Origin of the sequence: Aedoeadaptatus acetigenes (assembly GCF_025566985.1) — a bacterium.
Classification (GTDB): Bacteria; Bacillota; Clostridia; order Tissierellales; family Peptoniphilaceae; genus Aedoeadaptatus; species Aedoeadaptatus acetigenes.
In genome coordinates this window covers 1-21,058 of sequence record NZ_JAOQJD010000019.1, presented here as the reverse complement: position 1 = coordinate 21,058, position 21,058 = coordinate 1, and the positions used below count along the sequence as shown (strand labels likewise).

Sequence of the window (21,058 nt, the reverse complement as noted above, 5' to 3'; positions counted from 1 at the left end):
GACGAATTCGCGCCATCATGAAGAAACTTCACTTGGTATCCGTCTACACCAAAGCAAAATACAGACACCACCCGACCAGGAAAAACGAAGAGAAAGTACGCAACGTTCTCAACCGAGAATTTAGTCATCGTAAACCGCTGGAGGTCATCGTTTCCGACCTGACCTATGTTCGCATCAATCAGAGATGGGCCTACGTTTGTGCCATTACTGATCTTTTCAATCGCGAAGTCATCGGCTACTCCTGCGGCCTTCGTCGCGACGCTGCCCTTATTCAGGAAGCATTTAACACCATTCCCTACCCCCTCGACGTTGTCCAATACTTTCACACCGATCGAGGCAAAGAATTCGACAACAACACCATTTGTGCCATCTTAAAAGCAAACGGCATCAAACGATCCCTAAGCCGACCCGGCAATCCATACGACAACGCCGTGGCAGAAAACATATTTAAAAGTTTCAAAACCGAGTTTTTAGAGAGAGAAACCTTTCAAAGCCTTAACGAGTTAAGAGAAAAACTCAGCGACTATGTGCAGTGGTGGAACAACGACCGAGTGCACACAAGCCTTGAAAACATGACTCCGCTCGCATACAGGACAAAGAAAGCAGTGGAAGACAAAGACCGTTTACAGTTGACACCTTAAGAAAAGTGTCCAAAAAAGTGTTGCCATTCCAAATCGCAACGCCCTTTTTCCCTCCCCCGGGAATATTGGATGAAGGTAAGGTGTGATAGCGCTAGCAGTAATGTTTTAAATGAAGCGTGCCATCGGAAAATAAGGGCAAATCGTATGCGAAGAATAAAGAAAAAATTACTGCATTTTACTTCCTAACATCTCATGTCCTTCCTCACTGACGAGTATCTTCCCCTTCTCCCTAAAAATACACCCCTCCTCCTCCAATTCATTCAAATACCGATACAAGCTCCTTTTTGGGATGGCCAAGAGATCCGCCAGGTCTTCTCTTTTCAGGGGCAGTGTGGCGGGGAAGGGGGCTTTGGTGTTTTTGTAGATGGCGTAGGCGAGGCGGTCTTTTTTGCTCAGGTGTTTTTCCTCGGCATTTTGCCGCATGGTTTCTTCGCTGAGGCCGGCCAGGTAGCGCAATAGGAGCATGAGGACCTCGGGCGTTTGAAAGAGGGGATCTTTCAAACGCAGGTTGTAGTAGCGCCCGGCGGTAACGGCTTTTACGCCGGAGAGAACGGGGCTTTCGGTGAGGCTTTCGATAAGGCCCAAGCATTGGGGGGCGGTCATAAAGCTTTGCAGGATGCGCTCGCCTTCTTGAGCGTAGCGGGACACTTCCACGGTGCCGGATTCCAAGAGCAGGATGGAAAATTCGGCGCTGTCGGGATACATGAGCACATCCCCCGGGCGAAAGGCCATGGGCGGGGCGCTGAGCTCGCGAAAAAGTTCTTGAAAATTCATACTTTCCTCCTAAAAGGTGCCAGGTGGCATCTTTTTTTCTTACAAATAAGTATACACTGGATATAAGAAAAAAGGGACGACATTTGAGACAGGAGGCTATTATGGAACGCTTTTTCACCATGGACGAATTTCATCAAGCGGTGCGCGACGTGCAAAAGGACACAGCGCAAACCTACGAGCAACAAACCTTTCGTCTGGCAAAGCTTGCGGAAAACAGTTTGGATTACCCCGTGGCGAAGGACGACGCTTTCTACGATCTCTATGCCAAGGGGGAAATCTGCGATTTAGACGAAGGCCACGCCCCCTATGCGCCGCGCTACATTCTCCCCGATTACGAAAAGTATTTGCGTGAAGGCAGTGAATTTTTGCGCATCGAGCCGCCGAAGACGCTTCTCGAAGCCACGACGGCGCTTCTGATTATGTACCACCACGTCCCGAGCATTACCCGTTTCCCGGTTTACATCGGCGCCCTGGACGATCTTCTCGAGCCCTTCGTTGAAACCACCGACGAAGACGACGCCCGGGCGATTTTAAAGAGCTTTTTAATGCAGCTGGACCGCACGGTGGACGATTCGTTCTGCCACGCCAACATCGGGCCCTATGAAACGAAGACGGGGAATCTTCTTCTCGAGCTTTTGGAAGAGCTGCAAATCGTGACGCCGAACATGACGCTTCTTTACGACGAGGAAAAGACACCGGATGCGTTTGCCGAAAAGGCACTGGCCTGCAGTTTGACCTGCGCCAATCCGGCCTTCGCCAACGACGCTTATTACAGCGCGGATTTCGGCGACGTTCCCTACGGCATCGCCTCCTGCTACAATGCCCTCCCGAAACACGGCGGCGCCTTTACCTTGAGCCGCCTGCGTTTGAATAAGATCGCCCTGGGCGCGGAGAGCGTGGATGGCTTTTTCGAAAAGAATCTGCCCCACGCCATCGACACCATGCTTCACTTTATGGAATCGAAGATTCGCTATTTGGTGGAAGAAACGGCCTTCTTTAAATCCAATTTCCTCGTCACGGAAGATTTCATCGACTTGGACAATTTCGTCGGCCTCTTCGGCATGGTGGGCCTGGCGGAATGCACGGAAGCCCTCCTGAAACTTGAGGGCGTTGAAGGCAAGTACGGCATTGACGAGGCGGCGGATGCCATGGGCATTCGTGTCATGGACTTTATCCAAGATCGGGTAAGTAAGTTTGAATCGGCTTACAGCCCGGTGTGGAACCACCGCTTTATGCTCCACGCCCAAGTGGGTGCTGCAAATGATGAGGGCACCACGGCGGCCCACCGCATTCCCATCGGCCAAGAGCCGGATCTGTACACCCACATTCGCCAAGCGGCGAAGTTCCAAAAATACTTCCCCTCCGGCGTGGGCGATCACTTCCCCTTCGACGAAACGGCGAAGAAGAACCCGAAGGCCGTGCTGGATGTGTTTAAGGGCGGCTTTAAACTGGGGAACCGCTACCTTTCCGCCTACAACGACGACGGGGATCTCATTCGCGTCACGGGCTATCTCGTCAAGAAATCCGATGTTGAAGCCTTTCAGGCCGGCAAGCAAGTGTCCTACGACACGGTGCAATACGCCGCCGATCCTCTTACGAAATACGGCATTTTGGACCGGAAGGTGGAAGGGGTCTGATGCTTCTCGTCAACAAGCTGATTCCCATGAGCGTCGTGGACGGCCCGGGGAATCGCTTTGCCATTTTTCTGCAAGGTTGCAATTTTAACTGCAAATACTGCCACAATCCCGAAACCATCCACCGCTGCATTCACTGCGGCGACTGCGTGGCCACCTGCCCGGCGGATGCCCTTAACCTTGTGGATGGAAAAGTGGTGTGGGATCCCGTAAAATGCGTGGACTGCGACAAATGCATCGCCACCTGCACCCACGGGGCCTCGCCCAAGGTGCGTGCTATGGATGCCGAGGATTTAATGAAGGAAATCGAAAGCGCCATGCCCTTTATCGAAGGGATTTCCGTGAGCGGCGGCGAAGCCACCCTCCAGGCGAAGGAACTGATCCCCCTCTTTCAAATGGCGAAGGAAAAAGGCCTCACGGCCCTTATCGACTCCAACGGCGGCCTGGATTTTTCAACAGGGGATTTGAACCGCCTCCTCGAAATTTCCGACGGGGTTATGTTGGATGTGAAAGCCTGGGAGCGGGAAGACCACCTTCGGATCACGGGACGGGACAACGACGTAGTGAAGAAAAATCTCGCCTACCTCGCCGAGCAAAACAAAATCGAGGAGTTGCGCTTCGTGCTCCTGGACACCTTGGACAACGAACACACCCTGCGCGAAGCGGCGAAGGTGCTGGGCGAGAGCATTCACACCACCCGGGCGAAGCTCATCAGCTACCGCCACTTCGGCGTACGAAAAGAATATATAGACGAACTTCGCGCCCCAAGCCGGGAAGAAAAAGACCGGCTCATGGCCTTGGCGAAGGAGCTGGGCTTTCATGAAGTCGTGGATATTTAAACCTGCTGTTTCGGCAGGTTTTTTTGTGCCGTGAATTGAGGGTGTTGATTTTATATAGGGGGGGGGTATAATGAAAGAAAGAAGGATCGAGAAAAGGAGGTTAACATGAAAAAATTACTCGGTTTGGCACTGGCCCTGGCCATGATTCCCGGCCTGGCCTTTGCCGCTGAACCCATCACCCTTTATATTAACGGGATCGACGCAAGAGACTATAAGGAGCAGCCCATTCTGCGGGACAATCGCCTGTTCCTTCCCGTGCGAAGCGTCACGGAAGCCATGGGCTACAAAGTGGACTGGAAGGGCGAGAGCAAAACCGTCACCGTCGGCGACGTGGAAATGGTCGTCGGCGAAAAAGATTATGTGGCGAAGGGCGAAAAAAAGACCATGGATGTGGCCCCCTTTATTGAAAAGAACCGCACCTACGTGCCTCTGCGCTTTTTGGCCGAGGGGATGAAGCTCCCCGTCACTTGGGACGAAAACAATCGGGCGGCCGTCGTCGGCGAGTACAAGAGCGCGCCCGCCTTTAAGCCGGAAAAGACCGTCACCTACGGCAATGTGACTTTCTCCCTGCCGAAAGATTGGGAAAAACAGCTGACCATTACTTACGCTTATAATCAAGTGACCTTTTACGACAAAATGAATCACGACGCTCAGGACGGCTACGGCCGCATCGGCGAAATCTATAACACGGCGAATCCCGACTATCCCGTGCCCGCCATTCTTCTGGCTAAGGGCAATTGCTTCTACACCCTGTTCACTTTTTCGAGCGACGTGCAGGTGGCGGATACGGGGAACAAAAAGCTTTGTGACAGTTACACGAAATCTAATCAACTGGTGCGGGAAATTTTAAAGACCGTGGAAATAAACGACGTATTTAAGGAAGCCGACCGCGTGAAGGTGGGCGAGGTGTCCATGGTGCTTCCCGAGGCCTACAAAGACGTGATCGGCGTGGAAGAAATAGGCGGCAAAGTCGCGCTCTTTGAAAAGACCAACGAAAAGGCGAAAAAGGGCAGCGGCCTCATCGGCACCTTCCGCGTGGTCAATCAAAAGGAATTGGAGAAAATAGAAGAGGACTACCGCCTGTTCCGATACAATAAAGACGGCAGCCTGATCTTCGTCAGGGCGGATAAGCCGAGCCTGAAGGATCCGGTTCTGAAAAAAGCCTACGAAGAAGGTGTGGGGAAAGCAGGAGACATTCTCCAGACCGTGAAATAAGAAGAGGAGCCGAGGGGCTCCTTTTTTGTTTGACTTCTATTTTTTCCTAAGATACACTGAAACGGACTAGATAAAGGAGGACGAAGGAATGGAGAGAATCGATGCGCGGGAAGCGGCGCGACTGATTAAGGACGGAGACACTTTGGCCGTATCGGGCTTTTTGTTGGCCACGACGCCCAGCGAATTGTTGCGAGAAATCGGCAATCGCTTTTTGGAGGAGGGCCATCCCCGGAACATGACCCTGCTTCAGGCGGCGGGCACGGGAAACAACGGGGACGAGGGGATTATGGAGATCTCCCACCGGGGCATGGTGCGCCGCTATTTAACGGGGCATTTCGCCCGCAATCGCCGTCTGGCGGAGCAGGCGTCCAAGCACGAAATCGAGGCCTACAATTTCCCCCAAGGGGTGCTGTCGAAAATGTACCGGGCCCTGTCCTCCGGACAAAAGGGCGTACTGACCACCATCGGCCTGCATACCTTCGTGGATCCGAGAGAAGGGGGCGGCAAGCTCACGGACATTACCACGGAAGATTTGGTGGAGCTCGTCACCCTGGACGGGGAAGAGTATTTGTACTACAAGGCCCAGCCCGTGGACGTGGCCATTATTCGTGGCACCACCGCCGACGAGCAGGGCAACATTACCATGGAAGAGGAATCGGGGATCGTCGATGCCCGTGAAATCGCCATGGCGGCCAAGGCCTGCGGCGGCAAGGTCATCGTGCAGGTGAAGTACACGGCGGACAGCAAATCTCTGGATCGAAACCGCGTGGTGATCCCGGGAATTTTCGTGGACTATGTGGTGGTGGCCACAGAGCCTGAAAAAACCCATCGCCAGACCGTGGCCGCCTATTACGATCCCGCCATCGCCGGGCACACGAAGCGGCCCGTGGCCAAGGTAAAGGATGCGCCTTTGGACGAACGCAAGATCATCGCCCGCCGGGCGGCCATGGAGATCAAGCCGGGAGACGTGGTGAATTTAGGCTACGGCATGCCCGAGGCCGTGGGCCACGTGGCGGCGGAAGAGGGCCTGAGCGATTCCATCACCCTCACCCTGGAATGCGGCATTATCGGCGGCGTGCCCTTAGGTGGGGCGAATTTCGGCTCGGCCCTCAATGCCCACGCCGTCATGCCCATGAGCCAGCAATTCGATTTTTACAACGGCGGCGGATTGGACGTGGCCTTCTTGGGCTTTGCGGAAGTAAACGAAAAGGGCGACATCAATGTGTCCAGCTTCGGCGGGCGCTTCGCCGGCTGCGGCGGCTTTATCGACATCTCCCAAGCGACGAAGACCATTTTCTTCGTGGGCACCCTCACCACGGGAGGCTTGGAAGAACATGTGGAAGACGGTAAGCTCGTCATCGACAAGGAAGGAAGCCGCATGAAATTTATCGACGCCCTGCCCCAAAGGACCTTTAACGGCACCTACGCCTTAAAACAGGGGCACAAGATCACCTTTATTACAGACCGCTGCGTCATGAAGCTTACGGACGAAGGCTTCCTCATTACGGAAGTGGCGCCGGGGGTCGATGTGGAAAAAGATATCGTGGCCCACATGGCCTTCCGCCCGAAGGTGGCGGCGGACGTGAAAGAAATGGATCCGCGAATTTTCGCGCCGGAAAAAATGCATTTGGCTTAAGGACGGGAAACCGTCCTTTTTTTGTGGGCGAAAACCCGTCCATTTGCGCAATAAAAAAAGACCGCCGAAGCGGCCTCGTCCTATTTCAGATGGTCTTTCATAAAAGCCATGAGGGCTTTGTCGTCGATTTTTCCCGTGCCGTTCGCCGGCAGGGCGTCGTGAACCATAATGTACTTGGGCACTTTGTACTTCACCAGCTTGTGGTGAATGTAGTTGCGAATCATGTCCTTGGCCTTTTCTTCGTCCATGTCTTCCAAGAATGACACGTGGAGGCAGGCCTCTTCGCCCATAAATTCATCCTTCGTCGACAGCACGCGGGCCTGGTCGATGAAGTCCAATTCCTTGACCACATTTTCGATTTCGATGGCGGAAATATTTTCGCCGCCGCGAATAATAATGTCTTTGGTCCGGCCGGAGATATACAGGCGGCCCTCTTCGTCCTTGTAGCCCACGTCGCCGGTGCAGAGCCAGTCCTTTTCCGTGTAGCGGTGCTTGCCGTTAATGTAGCCTGTCATAACATTGATGCCGCGAACGAAAATATTGCCGGGATAATTCGGCGGAAGCTCCTTGCGATTGTTGTCCACAATGGCCACTTCCACGCCGTCGATGGGGGTGCCGACGCTGGTGGAAGCAATGGCTTCGCTTTCGCCCGGGCGCACCAGGGTCACCGCCGGGGAGGTTTCCGTTTGGCCGTAGGACTGAATCAAATGCTCAAAGCCGAAGGCCGATTTAATGATTTCATATTCCCGGGGCGTCAAAGGCGCACCGGCGATAATGCCGCTCTTTAAGGAAGAGAGATCGTAGTCTTCCAGATTGTTGTGGCGCATGTCGACGATGAAGAGGGTGGGCACGCCGTTAAAGACCGTGATCTTGTAGCGGCCGATGGCGGCCAATTGATTGAAGGACTTCACATTGTCCAAGATCACCGCGGTGCCTCCGCACATAAAGGCGGTCAAAGCCGTGGCCGTGAGGCCGAAGCAGTGGAACATGGGCACGCAGAGCAAGAAGCGGTCCGTTTCGTCCCAACCGACGACCTTCACCATGGTGTCGGCATTGGAGATGAGATTTCTGTGGGTGAGCTGCACTCCCTTGGGCACGCCGGTGGTACCGGAGGTGAGAAGAATACAGGCCACCTCCGTGGGATCGTCGGCAAGTTCCAGACTCAATAGGTGGGAGAAGCGGTGGCCTTCGCTTCCGTAGAGAACGTGGAAATTCTTGTTGACCTTGTAGAGATCGCGAATGTGTTGGGCGTAATCCTGTTGGCCGTTGGTTACCACGGTATCGGCGCCGACGATGTCCATAATTTGTGCGATTTCGGAGGTCGTAAAGGAAGGGTTCACCGGCACGGCAACGGCACCGAGCATTTGCAAACCGAAAAAAGTGAAGATCCAGTCCGCCGAATTCTTGCCCATAATAAGCACGTGATCGCCGCGCTTCACGCCCGAGGTGGCGAAGTACGCGGCAAAAGACAGGGAGATGTCGTGTAAATCCCTGTACGTGTACTCCTTCTCCTTATGTATAATGGCGACGCGATCGGGATGCATGTCATTCCATAAAAAGGGCATGTACCCGAGGGTCTTGTTATAGTCCATGGCGACCTCCTACGTTTTCGCAACAGAAAGCGTTATCTTTATATGCCTCGCGGGCTATGGATACTAGTATACAAGAACTACTTTACTACAAATGAAATTTTTATCAAGAGAAAAAATCGAAAAAAGCAGATAAATGCCGAGAAAAATCCTTTGGAATGAATTTTTTGCCGTTTGAACGGGAAAACTATTTCAAAAATTGCCCGCCGTTTTCGGACTCTGTTCGGGAAAATGCGGGAAAGGAAAACAGCTTAACCACCGCCTTTGCGAAGTATGCTAAAATAGATTCGAATATAGGAATCGAATTATTGTGCATTCTAAAAACAACTTGCAATTGTTTTTATGACATAGTAGACTAGTAGACAAGAAGGAGACGTATATGGAAAGCAGGACCAACTCGGATACCCTGTATCAGGCACTTCTGGACCAGATCATCGACTTGACGCTCTATCCGGGTATGGGTATTAGCGAAAACGCTATCAGCCGCAGATTCGATGTGTCGCGGTCGGTGGTTCGAAGCGCATTTGCGCGCCTGGTACAATTAAAATTTTTAGTCGTCTACCCGCAACGCGGCACCTACGTAAGCCTGGTCAATCCGGTTTACATACGCAAAGCCCTGTTTATACGGGCGGCAGTGGAAAAGGAAGTGCTGCGCGGATTTATGAAATGTCCCATAGATAAGTCAAACATCTACGGGAAAATGGAGGCAAATTTAGAGGAACAGCGGAAATTTTGTAATGAAACAAAATACGTCGAGCGTTTCCGCCTCCTGGACGAAGAATTTCACAACTATATTTTGGCAGCCAACGACTCGCAAGATGTGCTGCATTTGCTGGACGATCACCTTCTTCATATTGCCCGTTGGCGCAATATTTACGTAGATAGCGGCGTGTCTTTGTCCATCTTGGTGGATCAACACGAGCGCATTTTAAAGGCCATCGAAGCGCGGGATTTAAACGATGCGCTGGATGCCACGGACCTGCACATAAACACGGTCCACGAATTGGTTCTCAGCGATCCGAAGTTTTCAAGTTACTTTGAAGAAGTTTAGGATCGTTAAGATTGTTAAGTAGTAGTTTTGTCAAGGTTATGGGGATGTTTGTCCCGAAGGACTTGAAAGGAAGGATCAGATGACAGAAAGCAGAAAACTTTTAGAAGGTGTAAAGGTTGTTGAACTGGCAACCTTTATTGCAGCGGCAACGACCGGTCGGTTCTTAGCAGACTTAGGCGCAGACGTCGTTAAAATCGAACAAAAAAACGGCGACCCCCTTCGCTACACTGCCCCTTCTGAAGGCAGACCCTTAGATATGCATGAAAACACCACCTGGGAATTGGAAAACGGCAACAAACGCTGCCTCTCCATTGACACCCGTACGGAAGAAGGGAAAGAAATCCTCTTCAAGTTATTGGACGAAGCCGATATCTTAATTACCAACTGGCGTACCAAAGCCTTGGTTAAATCCGGCTTGGATTACGAAACCTTAAAGGTAAAATATCCGAAGCTCGTTTACGGTATCTGCACCGGCTACGGCGAATACGGTCCCGACAAAGACCTCCCCGGCTTCGACTTCACCTCTTTCTTCGCACGCGGCGGTTATTTGGAAACATTGAGACAAAAATCCGATGTGCCCATGAACGTCGTACCCGGCGTCGGCGACCACAATGTCGGCATGAACTTGGCAGCAGGTATCCTGGCCGCTCTGTATCACGCAAAAATGACGGGCAAGGGCGAAAAGGTAGAAACCAGCTTGTTCGAAACCGCCATCTTCAACATGGGTATGATGGTTCAAGCTGCTCAATACACCGACTACGGCGAAAAATACCCCATCGACATTCGCAACTCCCCGAACCCCTTCCTGGCTTGCTGGAAGAGTAAAGAAGGTCGTTTCGTACAAACCTGTATGCCCGACTACAATACCTATTTCGAACGCTTCATGACGGCATTGGGCCTCACGGAATTCTTAGGCGAAGAAAAAGACAAGTACTTCCCCGTACAACACTTAATCGAAAACGGCTTGGGACCCAAACTTTACGACGCCATTATGGCACGCTTCGAAACCAAGACCATTGCCGAATGGAACGAAATCTTAGTTGAAGCGGACATTCCCTTCGCATTGGCAAAGAACTGGGAAGAACTCCTGGAAGACGAACAAGCATGGGCCAACGACTGCTTCCGCAAGATGGAATACCCCAGCGGCGAACGCATTCTCGTTAACCAACCGGTTCGCTACCACGAAATGGGTAAAACCCCTTACGAAAAAGGCCCCCTCATCGGCGAACACACCGTAGAAGTCTTAAAAGAACTGGGTTACGATGACGCCAAGATCAAAGAGCTCATCGACAGCAAAATTGCTTACGAATGGGACAAATAAGTTAATCGCAAGACATTGAGAAAATAGAAGGATGGGAAAGTGGATATTATAACCATGGGCATCGACATCGGCTCCACCTCTTCAAAAGCGGTTATTTTGAAGAACGGAAAAGATGTCTTGGCAAAAGAAGTGGTAAGTTTAGGCGCAGGCACCACCGGGGCGCAACAAGTCATCGACAAGGTGGTCGCCGAGACAAAACTCGGGAGAGAAGATATCGACTACATCGTAGCCACAGGGTACGGACGCAATTCCTTTAAGGGCGCGGACAAGACCATGAGCGAGTTGTCTTGCCACGCCAAAGGCGGCGTCTTCCTGTTCGGCGACATAGGCACCATTGTGGACATCGGCGGCCAAGACATTAAGGCCCTGGCCGTTCGCGACGGAATGTTGCAAAACTTCCTCATGAACGACAAATGTGCCGCGGGAACCGGCCGCTTCTTGGAAGTCATGGCCCGGGTTTTAGACGTGCACATCGACGATTTAGGAAAGCTCGATGCCGAAGCCACAGGCAAAGCGTCGATCAGTTCCACCTGCACGGTTTTTGCGGAATCGGAAGTCATTTCCGCCCTGTCAAAAGACAATCCCATTCCCAACATCGTTCGCGGGATTCACGCCTCCGTGGCGACGAAAGTCGCAGGCTTGGCACGACGGGTCGGTTTAAAACAACCCGTGGTCATGACCGGCGGCGTATCGAGAAATCCCGGCATCGTACGCGCATTGGAAAACGAATTGGACTGCGAAATTAAAGTTTCAGAGGACTCTCAACTGGCCGGTGCTTTCGGCGCCGCCCTCTACGCCTATGAAGCATGTCAACAACAGAAATAAGGAAGGATGGAGTATGTCTAAAGAATCGTTAAAAGAAAGAGAAGCGCAAATCAGAGAGCAGTATAAAGACGTTCCGCCGGCAAAAATGATCGCCATGATCGCCGGCAACGGCTACAAGGAAGCGGCAGAAGCCAAGGCCGCCGGTGAACCGGTAGGTTGGTGTGCATCGAACTTCCCTCAAGAAATTCTGGAAACCTTAGACATTAAGGTCGTTTATCCGGAAAACCACGCAGCGGCTGTCGCAGCCAAAGGCGGCGGGGAACGCATGTGTAATGTCGCCGAAGATGACGGCTATTCCAACGATATCTGTGCTTACGCCAGAATCTCCATGGCCTACACCGAAGAAACGGACATTCCCGAGCTCAATATGCCGCAACCCGACTTCGTCGCTTGCTGCAACAACATCTGCAACTGCATGATCAAATGGTACGAAAACCTGGCGAGAGAATTGGATATTCCCTTCATCATGATCGACGTACCCTACAACAACGAATACGAAGCCGGCGAAGATCGCGTCGCTTATTTAAAGGGCCAATTCGACGTTGCCATTAAACAACTGGAAGAAATTTCCGGCAAGAAATGGGACCAAGAAAAATTCGAAGAAGTTATGGAAATCTCCGACAGAACCGGTAGAGGATGGCTCGACGCGACGGCCTATTCCAAGTACACCCCCTCCCCCTTCAACGGTTTCGACATTTTCAACCACATGGCCGTTGCCGTTTGTGCAAGAGGTAAATTGGAATCCGCCATCGCTTTTGAACGCTTGGCTGAAGAATTCGACCAAAAAGTCAAAGAAGGCGTCTCCGGCTTCAAGGGCGAAGAAAAATACCGCATCATCTTCGAAGGCATCGCTTGCTGGCCGCACCTGCGCCACACCTACAAAGGCCTTCAAGGCGCCGGCGTTAACGTCGTCGGTACGGTTTATGCCGATGCATTCGGTTATGTCTATGACAACACCAGAGAATTAATGCAAGCGTACTGCGGCACCCCCAACGCCATCAGCTACGAACGCTCCCTGGATATGCGTCTGAAGCTCGCCGAACAAAACAATGTCGACGGCATGCTCGTTCACATCAACCGCTCCTGCAAACAATGGAGTGCCATTTCCTATCAAATGGAAAGAGACTTCAGAGAAAAGACCGGTCTTCCCACGGCAACCTTCGACGGTGACCAAGCAGACCCGAGAAACTTCTCCGAGGCCCAATACGACACCCGTGTCCAAGGCCTGATCGAAGTTATGGAAGCGAACAAGCAAAAGAAATCGAAGGAGGCATAAGGATGAGCGCGGTAGATTTAATTCAATCCTTAGAAATTGATGCCCTGAAAGGGATCGATCGCTATGTAAACGAAGGTAAGAAAGTCATCGGTATTTCGGCTCCGGGCGTCGTTCCGGAAGAAATTATCCACGCCGCAGGCATGGTCCCCATTACCATTTGGGGCGCCGAAGGCGAAGTCGGACCAAGCAAGGAATACTTCCCCGCATTCTACGCCTCGGTGATCCTGCGTACCATGGACTTAGGCTTGGAAGGCAAGCTGGACAAACTTTCCGGTATGCTCATTACCAACTTAAGCGACGGTTTAAAGGGCTTCAGCCAAAACTGGAAACGCGCCATCGACGTGCCCATGCTCTACATCCCCTACGGCCAAAACCGTAAGATCGAAGCGGGCATCGAGTTCAACGAAAAACAATTCCTGCACTTCAAAGATGCGCTGGAAAAAATCGGCGGCGAAAAAATTGCCGACGAAAAAATCGAAGAAGCCATCGTTCTTTACAACGAACACAGAAAAGCCATGCTCGAATTCAACGAACTGGCCGCCAAGCACTTAAACACCGTTACGCCTCTGTTGCGTAACCGCGTCTTCGCCAGTGCCTATGTTTATGCCAAGGACGAACACCTGGAAAAGGTAAAAGAAATTAACGAAGCACTTCGCGCCATGCCCGAAGAAGAATTCAAAGGCAAGAAGATCGTCACCACCGGCATCATCGCCAACTCGGAAGACATCTTAAAGATCTTTGAAGAATTCGGCTTCGGCATCGTCGACGACAACGTGCTCCACGAATCCACACAATACGAAACCATGGCCGAAGAAAAGACCGGCAAGCCGGTTCGCGCCCTGGCCGAAGTATTTGCCAATATCGAAGGCAACACCTTCGTCTTCGATGAAAAGAAACTCAGAGGCTCCATTATCGCCGACAAGGTGAAAAAACATGGTGCAAACGGCGTCGTTTACCTCTTGACCAAGTTCAGCGATACCGACGAGTTCGACTTCCCGATTATCCGCAAAGACCTGCAAGCTGCGGGCATTCCCATGAACATGATCGAAGTGGATCAACAAATGGTCAGCTTCGAACAAGCCAAGACGGCCCTTCAAGCATTTGCAGACATTATCTAAGCTGTATACCGGTGTCCCGTGTATATAAATTTTGTTCAGCCACCCCCGAAGCGGGGGTTTCGGCTGAACGGCAGGAAAACTATTTCATCATCTACTAAAGGAGGAAACAATGTTAAAAATCAGAAGTACCTGTAACAAGAACTACGTTGAAAAATTCGGCGTGGAAAGACCGGCAGACTGGGACTACAAGTACATTAACTTTCCCTGCTCCGACGAAGAATTAGCAGAACAATGCAAAGACGCAGACGTCATCCACTGCGGTCCCGTCGACTTCTTCAGAAAAGAAGTCATCGACAAATTGGAAAACGTCAAATTAATCCAATCCTTAGGCGTCGGCTTCGACAAGATCGACTTGGAAGCTGCCAAAGCCAAAGGCATCTATGTATGTAACAACCGCGGCGTCAACGCTCGCCCCGTCGCCGAGCTCGCCGTTACCCATATGCTGACCAGCCTTCGCAGAATGCCCGAAGCAGACATGAAGATCAAATTAAAAGGTGCAGAAGGCTTTAAAGAAAGCTACAAAGAATACACAGAAAAGGGACAAGTCGAAATGGGTTCCCGCGTCGTCGGTCTTATCGGCCTCGGTGCCATCGGCCACGAAGCAGTAAAATTATTACAACCCTTCGGCTGCAAGATGTACTACTACGACGTCTTCCGTCAAGAAGATTTCGAAAAGGAATACGGCGTTGAATACCTGAGCCTCGACGAAATCTATGAAAAATGCGACATCATTTCCTACCACGTACCCGTACTGGATTCCACCCGCGGCATGATCAACAAAGAAGCCATCGCCAAGATGAAACAAGACGCCATCATCGTTAACGTTGCACGCGGCGACTTAATGAACAACGCCGATGTAGCCGAAGCATTAAACGCAGGCAAGATCTACGTTGCCATGGACGTTATCGCTCCGGAACCGCCGACCGCTGACGATCCCTTGTTCCACTTAAACGAAACCGGCTTGGCACGTTTCTCTATTACGCCCCACATTGCCGGTACCACGGACGATTCTTTCATGCGTATGAGCCAATGGTCCTACGAAAACATGGCAAGAATCGAAAAAGGCGAAAAGCCCATTAACATCGTAAACGGCCTGTAATTCGATCAGGCTATAAACACAGAAGCCCGAAAGGGCTAAGGAGTGCTTATGGAAATTAAAAGAAAAGACATAATCGTCTGTGGTTTTGCCCTATTCGCCATCTTCTTCGGCGCAGGCAATATGATCTTCCCGCCGTACCTGGGTGTAATGGCCGGTGACCGTTGGTTTACCGCTGCAGTCGGCTTCCTTCTTTCCGACCCGGTTCTTCCCGTTCTCGGCGTTATCGTTACCGCCCGTTTAGGCGGACGTGCCATCGACCTCGGAAAGCGCGTCGGCTGGAAATTCTCGGCTGTTATTTCGGCCATTTGTATCTTAATCATCGGGCCGTTCTTCGCCGTTCCCAGAACCGGTGCCACGACCCACGAAATGTTTATCGCACCGAACCTTCCCAGCGTCCCCCCGTTTGTAACATCCATCGTGTTCTTCGGATTGACCCTGTATTTGGTTCTTAACCCCGGCAAGGTATTGGACTACATCGGCCAATTCCTCACACCGGCATTGTTGATCATCCTCGCGGTTATTACCGCCGTGGCCATCGCCAATCCGCCGGCAGCAGCCATTACGACCGACACCCCCGAACTCTTTAAAATGAGTTTTAAAGAAGGTTACCAAACCATGGACGCCCTTGGCGCATCCCTCATGAGTGGGATCGTCTTAACCGACTTGATCCGCCGCGGCTACACCGACGACAAGACCCAAGTCAAAGCGAGCATCCAAATCGGTATCATCGCCTTTATCTGCTTGGCCCTCGTTTACGGCTCCCTCACCTATGTAGGTAGTACCGTCAGCTCCATGTTCACACCGGATATGGACCGTACCGCCATCTTGCTGGGCACCGTCGAAACCTTGTTGGGCGGCGTAGGTAAATTCCTCTTAGGTTTAGGTGTTGCACTGGCCTGCCTCACTACCTCCACCGGTTTGACCTCCACCTGCGGGAACTTCTTCAATGACGTTACCGACGGCAAATTGCAATACAAACACATTGTTATCGTCGCAACCTTGATCGCTTTCGCCATCTCCTTAATCGGTGTCGAAGGAATCATCAACGTCGCCGTTCCCGTACTCACGGCTGTCTTCCCCATCGTTATCTTCCTGATCCTCGCATCGATCTTTGATTTCCAAATCAAATACAACGGCGTCTTCATCGGCGGCGTCATCGGTGCAGGCGCGGTCGGCGTCATCGAAGCCATCAACCTGTTCTCGAAAATGCAAGGCGGCAATGCCATGGGTGGCCTCGTTGAAAAAATCAACACCTTCCCGCTGGCAAACTTCGCCTTCGAATGGCTCGTACCGGCCATTATCTGTGCGGTAATCGGCGGCATTCTCGGAAAGATGACCGGCTTCGGCGGTACCCGTGAAGACACCTACCGCGAACAAGCCATCCGCGAAGAAAAACGCAAAGCGCTTGAAAACGCTTAAATCCACCGTTCCCATTATTTAAAAAAACGAAAAGGAGCTATTCTATGGCAAACAAAAAGATGACCTCTTTGGGTAAACAAAAATCCGTTATCCGTGAATTGGCCGGCTTCGGCGCAGAACGCGCAAAAGTCGTCGGTCCGGAAAATGTATTGAACTTCTCCATCGGCAACCCCAGCGTTCCCGCACCCAAGGAAGTTAAAGAAGCAATTTTGGACATCATCCAAAACGAAACGCCCCAAGCCGTTCACAGCTACTCCGCAGGTAACGGGATGGAATCCACGAGAAAAGCCATCGCCGACAACCTGAACAAACGCTACGGCACCGACTACGGCGCAGACAATCTTTACATGACCTGCGGCGCCGCTGCATCCTTAAACATCGCATTGGCAGCATTAATCGAAGAACCCAGCGATGAAGTCGTCGTTCTTGCTCCCTTCTTCCCCGAATACACCGTCTTCATCGAATCCCAAGGCGGAAAAATGGTACTCGTCGATCCGCGCGATGACATGCAACTTCACGCTGAAGACGTCGAAAAGGCCATTACGAAAAACACCCGTGCCGTCTTAATCAACACGCCGAACAACCCGGCAGGCGTTATCTACGCTAAGAAAGATTTGGAAGAATTGGCAGCCATGCTCGAAAAGAAGAGCAAGGAAAACGGCCGCCCGATCTATATCTTAAGTGACGAACCCTACCGCGAACTCGTCCTCGTCGACGACGCAGAAGTCGCTTGGGTACCCAGCATTTACGACAACACCGTCGTATGCTACAGCTGGTCGAAATCCCTCTCCTTACCGGGCGAACGGATCGGCTACATCCTCGTTCCCGGAAAAGCTGAAGACAAAGACCTTATGCCCGCCATCGGCGGCGCAGGCCGTGCATTGGGCTACGTCTGTGCACCGACCTTAATGCAAAAAGTCATCGAACGCTGCGTCGACGTCGAACCCGATGTTGAAGTTTATAAGAAAAACAGAGACCTCTTATTCGACGGCTTAACCGAAATGGGCTATGTCGTAGCAAAACCGGCAGGTGCTTTCTACCTGTTCATTAAATCCCCGGACGGAGACAGCGAAACCTTCTCCGATCGCGCAAAAGAATACGATATGCTCGTCGTTCCCGGCACCGGCTTCGGCTCCAAGGCCTTCATGCGCTTGAGCTACTGCGTCGATACCGAGACCTGCGAAAAATCCCTGCCCATCTTCAAGGAAATGATGGACAAGTATTATCGCTAAAACCATGGTGTAGACGAAACATCTGAAAAAAGCAAATCCGGGCTTCGGAAACGAAGCCTGGAAATTTGCTTTTTTTTCTTGTGATGTTTCTGCAGATGTTGTATACTGGTATACAAGAAGGTTTTCATTTCCTTCCCTGTGACCAAATCTTATTAAGTTGGCAAAAGACACGTTTTACGGTAGAGAACGAAACATATTTACGCCGGGAAAACGTCACTGCCACTTCGACAAACGCAGGCTGTACATGAAGTACAGTGCAGAACAATTAGGAGGAAAACATGGAATTTACGCAAGAGCACAAACTCATTCGCGATTTGGCAATTAAATTTGCTGAACAAGAATTGACCGATGATGTCTTGGATGCAGCTGAAGAAACCGGCTGTTTAGACATGGACGTCGTCCGCAAAATGGGCGAAGCCGGATTCTTCGGCATTAAAGTCCCCAGAGAATTAGGCGGCGCCGGCGGCGACCACGTAGCATATGTTACCGTTATGGAAGAAATCGCAAAGAAGAGCGCAGTTGCTTCCGTATTCGTATCGAGCCCCAACTCCCTTTGCGGTGCGCCGATTCAATTAAGCGGTACGCCTGAACAAAAAGAAAAGTACTTAAGCAAAATCGCCACGGGCGAGCTTATGTTCTGCTTCGGCTTGACCGAACCGGGCGCAGGCTCCGATGCCGGCGGCACCAAGACCACCGCCGTATTGGACGGAGACGAATGGGTTATCAACGGCCGTAAGACCTTTATTACCGGCGCACCCATTGCCGATTACAGCATTATCTATGCCAAGACCGACATGAAGGCCAAAGGCAGTGCCGGCATCACCGCATTTATCGTCGACTTAAAGAGCGAAGGCGTGTCCTTCGGTAAACCCGAAGAAAAAATGGGTATCATCGGTTGCCCCACCTCGGACATCGTCCTTGAAAACGTCCGCGTACCCAAAGAAAACATGTTGGGTCGAGAAGGCAAAGGCTTCACCAACGCCATGAAGACCTTGGACGTCGGCCGTATCGGTATCGCTGCTCAAGCCATCGGTGTCGCACAAGCCGCTTTGGACGAAGCCGTTAAATTCGCCAAAGAACGTGTTCAATTCGGTCAACCCATTGCGAAATTCCAAGGCATCAGCTTCAAGATCGCAAGAATGGCCGCGAAATTAGAAGCAGCCAAACTTCTCGTTTACGAAGCAGCTGCAGCAAAAGACCGCGGCGAAGACGCATCGAAGATTTGCTCCATGGCAAAATACTTCTGCTCCGAAACCTGCAACGAAATCGTCTACGATGCCCTTCAAGTACACGGCGGTTACGGCTACATCAAAGACTACAAGATCGAACGTCTTTACAGAGACGCACGGATTACGTCGATTTACGAAGGAACCAGCGAAGTTCAACTCCTCGTTATCGGCAGCCAACTTTTGAAATAAGAGCATACAGGAGGTTATCATGAATATAGTGGTATGTATTAAACAAGTACCTGACACAACGGAAGTACGTCTGGATCCCAAGACCAACACCTTGATCCGTGAAGGCGTCCCCAGCATCATCAACCCGGACGACTTATCCGGTTTGGAAGTTGCTCTTCGCATTAAGGACCAAGATCCTGAAAACGTCAAAGTTTACGCACTTTCCATGGGTCCGAACCAAGCTGAATATGCTCTTCGCGAAGCCCTGGCCATGGGCGCAGACGAAGCCATCTTAGTCAGTGACCGCGCATTCGGCGGCGCCGACACCTGGGCTACATCCTGCACCATTACCGCCGCCATCGAACACATCGACTACGATTTAGTCATCGCAGGTCGTCAAGCCATCGACGGCGACACGGCACAAGTCGGTCCCCAAATCGCAAGACACCTGAACATCCCCGCCATTTCCTATGCGGAAGATGTAAAAGTCGAAGACGGCAAAGTCATTGTTAAACGCCAATTCGAAGATCGCTACCACATCCTCGAAGCTGACATGCCCTTATTGATCACCACCTTGGCTGAATGTGCTCAACCCCGTTACATGACCATTCGCGGCATCTACGAAGCGCAAGAAAAACCCATCACCGTTTGGGGTTTAAAAGACATCGAAGACAAACTCGACCTGTCCAACATCGGTCTGAAAGGTTCTCCGACCCGCGTTAAACAATCCTTCCCGAAACAAGGAAAGGCCGCAGGCGTATTGCTTACAGACTTAACCGCCGACGAAGCCGCACAAGCTATTCTCGCGAAACTTAAAGAAAAATACATCATTTAAGGGGGAGAACAACATGAGTAAAGATATATACGTATTTATCGAACAAAGAGACAACAAACTTGAAAAAGTCGGTATCGAACTTCTCGGCAAAGCCCGCGAATTGGCCGACGATTTAGGCCAAAAAGTTGTCGGGATGCTCATCGGCGAAAACGTCAAGAGCGAAGCTGAAATCCTCTTCCGCCACGGCGCAGACAAAGCCATCGTCGTCGAAGATCCCCGTTTAAAGGAATATTTAAGCGAAGACTATGCCGACATGGTTTACGGAATCATCGAAAAATATGAACCCGAAATCGTCCTCTTCGGCGCAACCTCCATCGGCCGCGACCTGGCACCGAACTTGGCTGCCCGCGTACACACCGGTTTAACCGCCGACTGTACGAAACTGGAAATCGACCCGGAAAGCAAATTGCTTCGCATGACCCGTCCCGCATTCGGCGGCAACTTAATGGCGACCATCGTCTGTGAAGACTTCCGTCCCCAAATGGCGACCGTACGCCCCGGCGTTATGCCCAGCGTTGAATCCGTCACCGACGACGGCGAAATCATCGAAGACAAATTCGAATTCAGCCACGCCGAACCCATCGTTCGCTTAAAAGAAGTCCTGAAAATCGAAAACAAGAAAAAAGACATCACCGAAGCCAACGTCCTCGTATCCGGCGGTCGCGGCTTAGGCGGTCCCGAAGGCTTCGACGCCTTAGACGGCCTGGCACACGAACTGGGTGCTGAAATTTCTTCCTCCAGAGCCGCTGTCGACTCCGGCTGGATCGAAAAATCCCAACAAGTCGGACAAACCGGTAAGACCGTACGTCCCGAATTGTACCTGGCATTAGGTATTTCCGGCGCTATCCAACACTTGGCAGGTATGGAAGAATCCGACCTGATCATCGCCGTAAATAAAGACGAAGGCGCACCGATCTTCGACGTAGCCGACCTCGGCGTCGTCGGCGACTTAAACGCCATCGTACCGAAGCTGGAAGAACTTCTGAAAAAAGAAAGAGAACTGAGCGAACAACTGTAATCGCCCATTGAAAAAAGGTTCTATGTCAACCATTGGGGAGTCTAGTGAAAACTAGGCTCCTTTTTGTTTTCCTAAAAGCCATTCATCACCGGTCTTTTGAACAGACGAAAAGCAGTTTGGTTCGGAAATGATGAAAGTT

Annotated in this window: 18 protein-coding genes; 16 read left to right on the top strand and 2 right to left on the bottom strand. The window is 51.5% G+C overall.

Annotation, left to right across the window (positions count from 1 at the left end; all coding sequences use genetic code 11):
- On the top strand, positions 1 to 641 hold a 641-nt coding region (locus OCV31_RS09070), incomplete at its 5' end, for an IS3 family transposase (protein WP_148474522.1).
- Positions 642 to 806: 165 nt separating this feature from the next.
- Here the strand turns inward: OCV31_RS09070 and OCV31_RS09065 are convergent.
- Positions 807 to 1,415 (bottom strand): Crp/Fnr family transcriptional regulator, encoded by a 609-nt coding sequence (locus OCV31_RS09065; protein ID WP_148474520.1) that lies wholly within the window; start codon positions 1,413 to 1,415, stop codon positions 807 to 809.
- A 101-nt stretch (positions 1,416 to 1,516) separates the two neighbouring features.
- Here OCV31_RS09065 and OCV31_RS09060 point away from each other — a divergent pair, with 101 nt between their 5' ends.
- The 4 genes from OCV31_RS09060 (at position 1,517) to OCV31_RS09045 (ending at position 6,739) form a co-directional block, all read left to right on the top strand.
- Entirely contained in the window at positions 1,517 to 3,052 is a 1,536-nt protein-coding gene (locus OCV31_RS09060; protein ID WP_148474518.1) for a YjjI family glycine radical enzyme, read from the top strand.
- Entirely contained in the window at positions 3,052 to 3,888 is an 837-nt protein-coding gene (locus tag OCV31_RS09055) for a YjjW family glycine radical enzyme activase (protein ID WP_267303924.1), read from the top strand. The genes OCV31_RS09060 and OCV31_RS09055 overlap by 1 nt, the downstream gene beginning before the upstream one ends.
- A 105-nt stretch (positions 3,889 to 3,993) precedes the next feature.
- Positions 3,994 to 5,103, top strand: coding sequence for a copper amine oxidase N-terminal domain-containing protein (locus tag OCV31_RS09050; protein WP_148474514.1), 1,110 nt, complete (start codon positions 3,994 to 3,996; stop codon positions 5,101 to 5,103).
- Between the two features lie 88 nt (positions 5,104 to 5,191).
- Complete coding sequence (locus OCV31_RS09045; protein ID WP_148474512.1) at positions 5,192 to 6,739, top strand: acyl CoA:acetate/3-ketoacid CoA transferase; 1,548 nt, start codon at positions 5,192 to 5,194, stop codon at positions 6,737 to 6,739.
- A gap of 80 nt (positions 6,740 to 6,819) precedes the next feature.
- Here OCV31_RS09045 and OCV31_RS09040 read toward each other — a convergent pair whose 3' ends face one another.
- Complete coding sequence (locus OCV31_RS09040; protein WP_148474510.1) at positions 6,820 to 8,331, bottom strand: class I adenylate-forming enzyme family protein; 1,512 nt, start codon at positions 8,329 to 8,331, stop codon at positions 6,820 to 6,822.
- A gap of 376 nt (positions 8,332 to 8,707) precedes the next feature.
- On the opposite strand from OCV31_RS09040, the gene OCV31_RS09035 reads away from it, so the two are divergent.
- The 11 genes from OCV31_RS09035 to OCV31_RS08985 all read left to right on the top strand — a co-directional run bounded on the left by OCV31_RS09035 (position 8,708) and on the right by OCV31_RS08985 (position 20,919).
- Positions 8,708 to 9,379: a GntR family transcriptional regulator gene (locus OCV31_RS09035; RefSeq protein ID WP_148474508.1), complete on the top strand. Its 672-nt coding sequence runs from the start codon at positions 8,708 to 8,710 to the stop codon at positions 9,377 to 9,379.
- Between the two features lie 79 nt (positions 9,380 to 9,458).
- Positions 9,459 to 10,700 carry a CaiB/BaiF CoA transferase family protein gene (locus OCV31_RS09030; protein WP_148474506.1) on the top strand — a complete coding sequence of 414 codons (1,242 nt, stop codon included), beginning with the start codon at positions 9,459 to 9,461 and terminating at the stop codon, positions 10,698 to 10,700.
- Positions 10,701 to 10,739: 39 nt separating this feature from the next.
- Positions 10,740 to 11,525 (top strand): acyl-CoA dehydratase activase, encoded by a 786-nt coding sequence (locus OCV31_RS09025; protein ID WP_317246793.1) that lies wholly within the window; start codon positions 10,740 to 10,742, stop codon positions 11,523 to 11,525.
- Between the two features lie 13 nt (positions 11,526 to 11,538).
- A complete protein-coding gene (locus tag OCV31_RS09020) occupies positions 11,539 to 12,801 on the top strand; it encodes a 2-hydroxyacyl-CoA dehydratase subunit D (protein ID WP_317246792.1) in 1,263 nt (420 codons plus the stop codon).
- A gap of 2 nt (positions 12,802 to 12,803) precedes the next feature.
- Positions 12,804 to 13,919, top strand: a complete 1,116-nt coding sequence (locus OCV31_RS09015) for a 2-hydroxyacyl-CoA dehydratase subunit D (protein WP_148474504.1) — start codon at positions 12,804 to 12,806, stop codon at positions 13,917 to 13,919.
- Between the two features lie 109 nt (positions 13,920 to 14,028).
- Entirely contained in the window at positions 14,029 to 15,018 is a 990-nt protein-coding gene (locus OCV31_RS09010; protein ID WP_148474502.1) for a 2-hydroxyacid dehydrogenase, read from the top strand.
- A 48-nt stretch (positions 15,019 to 15,066) separates the two neighbouring features.
- Positions 15,067 to 16,437, top strand: coding sequence for a branched-chain amino acid transport system II carrier protein (gene brnQ / locus OCV31_RS09005; protein WP_148474497.1), 1,371 nt, complete (start codon positions 15,067 to 15,069; stop codon positions 16,435 to 16,437).
- Between the two features lie 44 nt (positions 16,438 to 16,481).
- Positions 16,482 to 17,669: a pyridoxal phosphate-dependent aminotransferase gene (locus OCV31_RS09000; protein ID WP_148474495.1), complete on the top strand. Its 1,188-nt coding sequence runs from the start codon at positions 16,482 to 16,484 to the stop codon at positions 17,667 to 17,669.
- 278 nt (positions 17,670 to 17,947) lie between these two features.
- A complete protein-coding gene (locus tag OCV31_RS08995; protein ID WP_148474493.1) occupies positions 17,948 to 19,087 on the top strand; it encodes an acyl-CoA dehydrogenase family protein in 1,140 nt (379 codons plus the stop codon).
- A 19-nt stretch (positions 19,088 to 19,106) separates the two neighbouring features.
- On the top strand, positions 19,107 to 19,901 hold the full coding sequence (locus tag OCV31_RS08990) for an electron transfer flavoprotein subunit beta/FixA family protein (RefSeq protein ID WP_148474491.1): 795 nt from the start codon (positions 19,107 to 19,109) through the stop codon (positions 19,899 to 19,901).
- A 13-nt stretch (positions 19,902 to 19,914) separates the two neighbouring features.
- Positions 19,915 to 20,919 carry an electron transfer flavoprotein subunit alpha/FixB family protein gene (locus tag OCV31_RS08985; protein WP_148474489.1) on the top strand — a complete coding sequence of 335 codons (1,005 nt, stop codon included), beginning with the start codon at positions 19,915 to 19,917 and terminating at the stop codon, positions 20,917 to 20,919.
- The last annotated feature ends 139 nt before the right edge of the window (positions 20,920 to 21,058 follow it).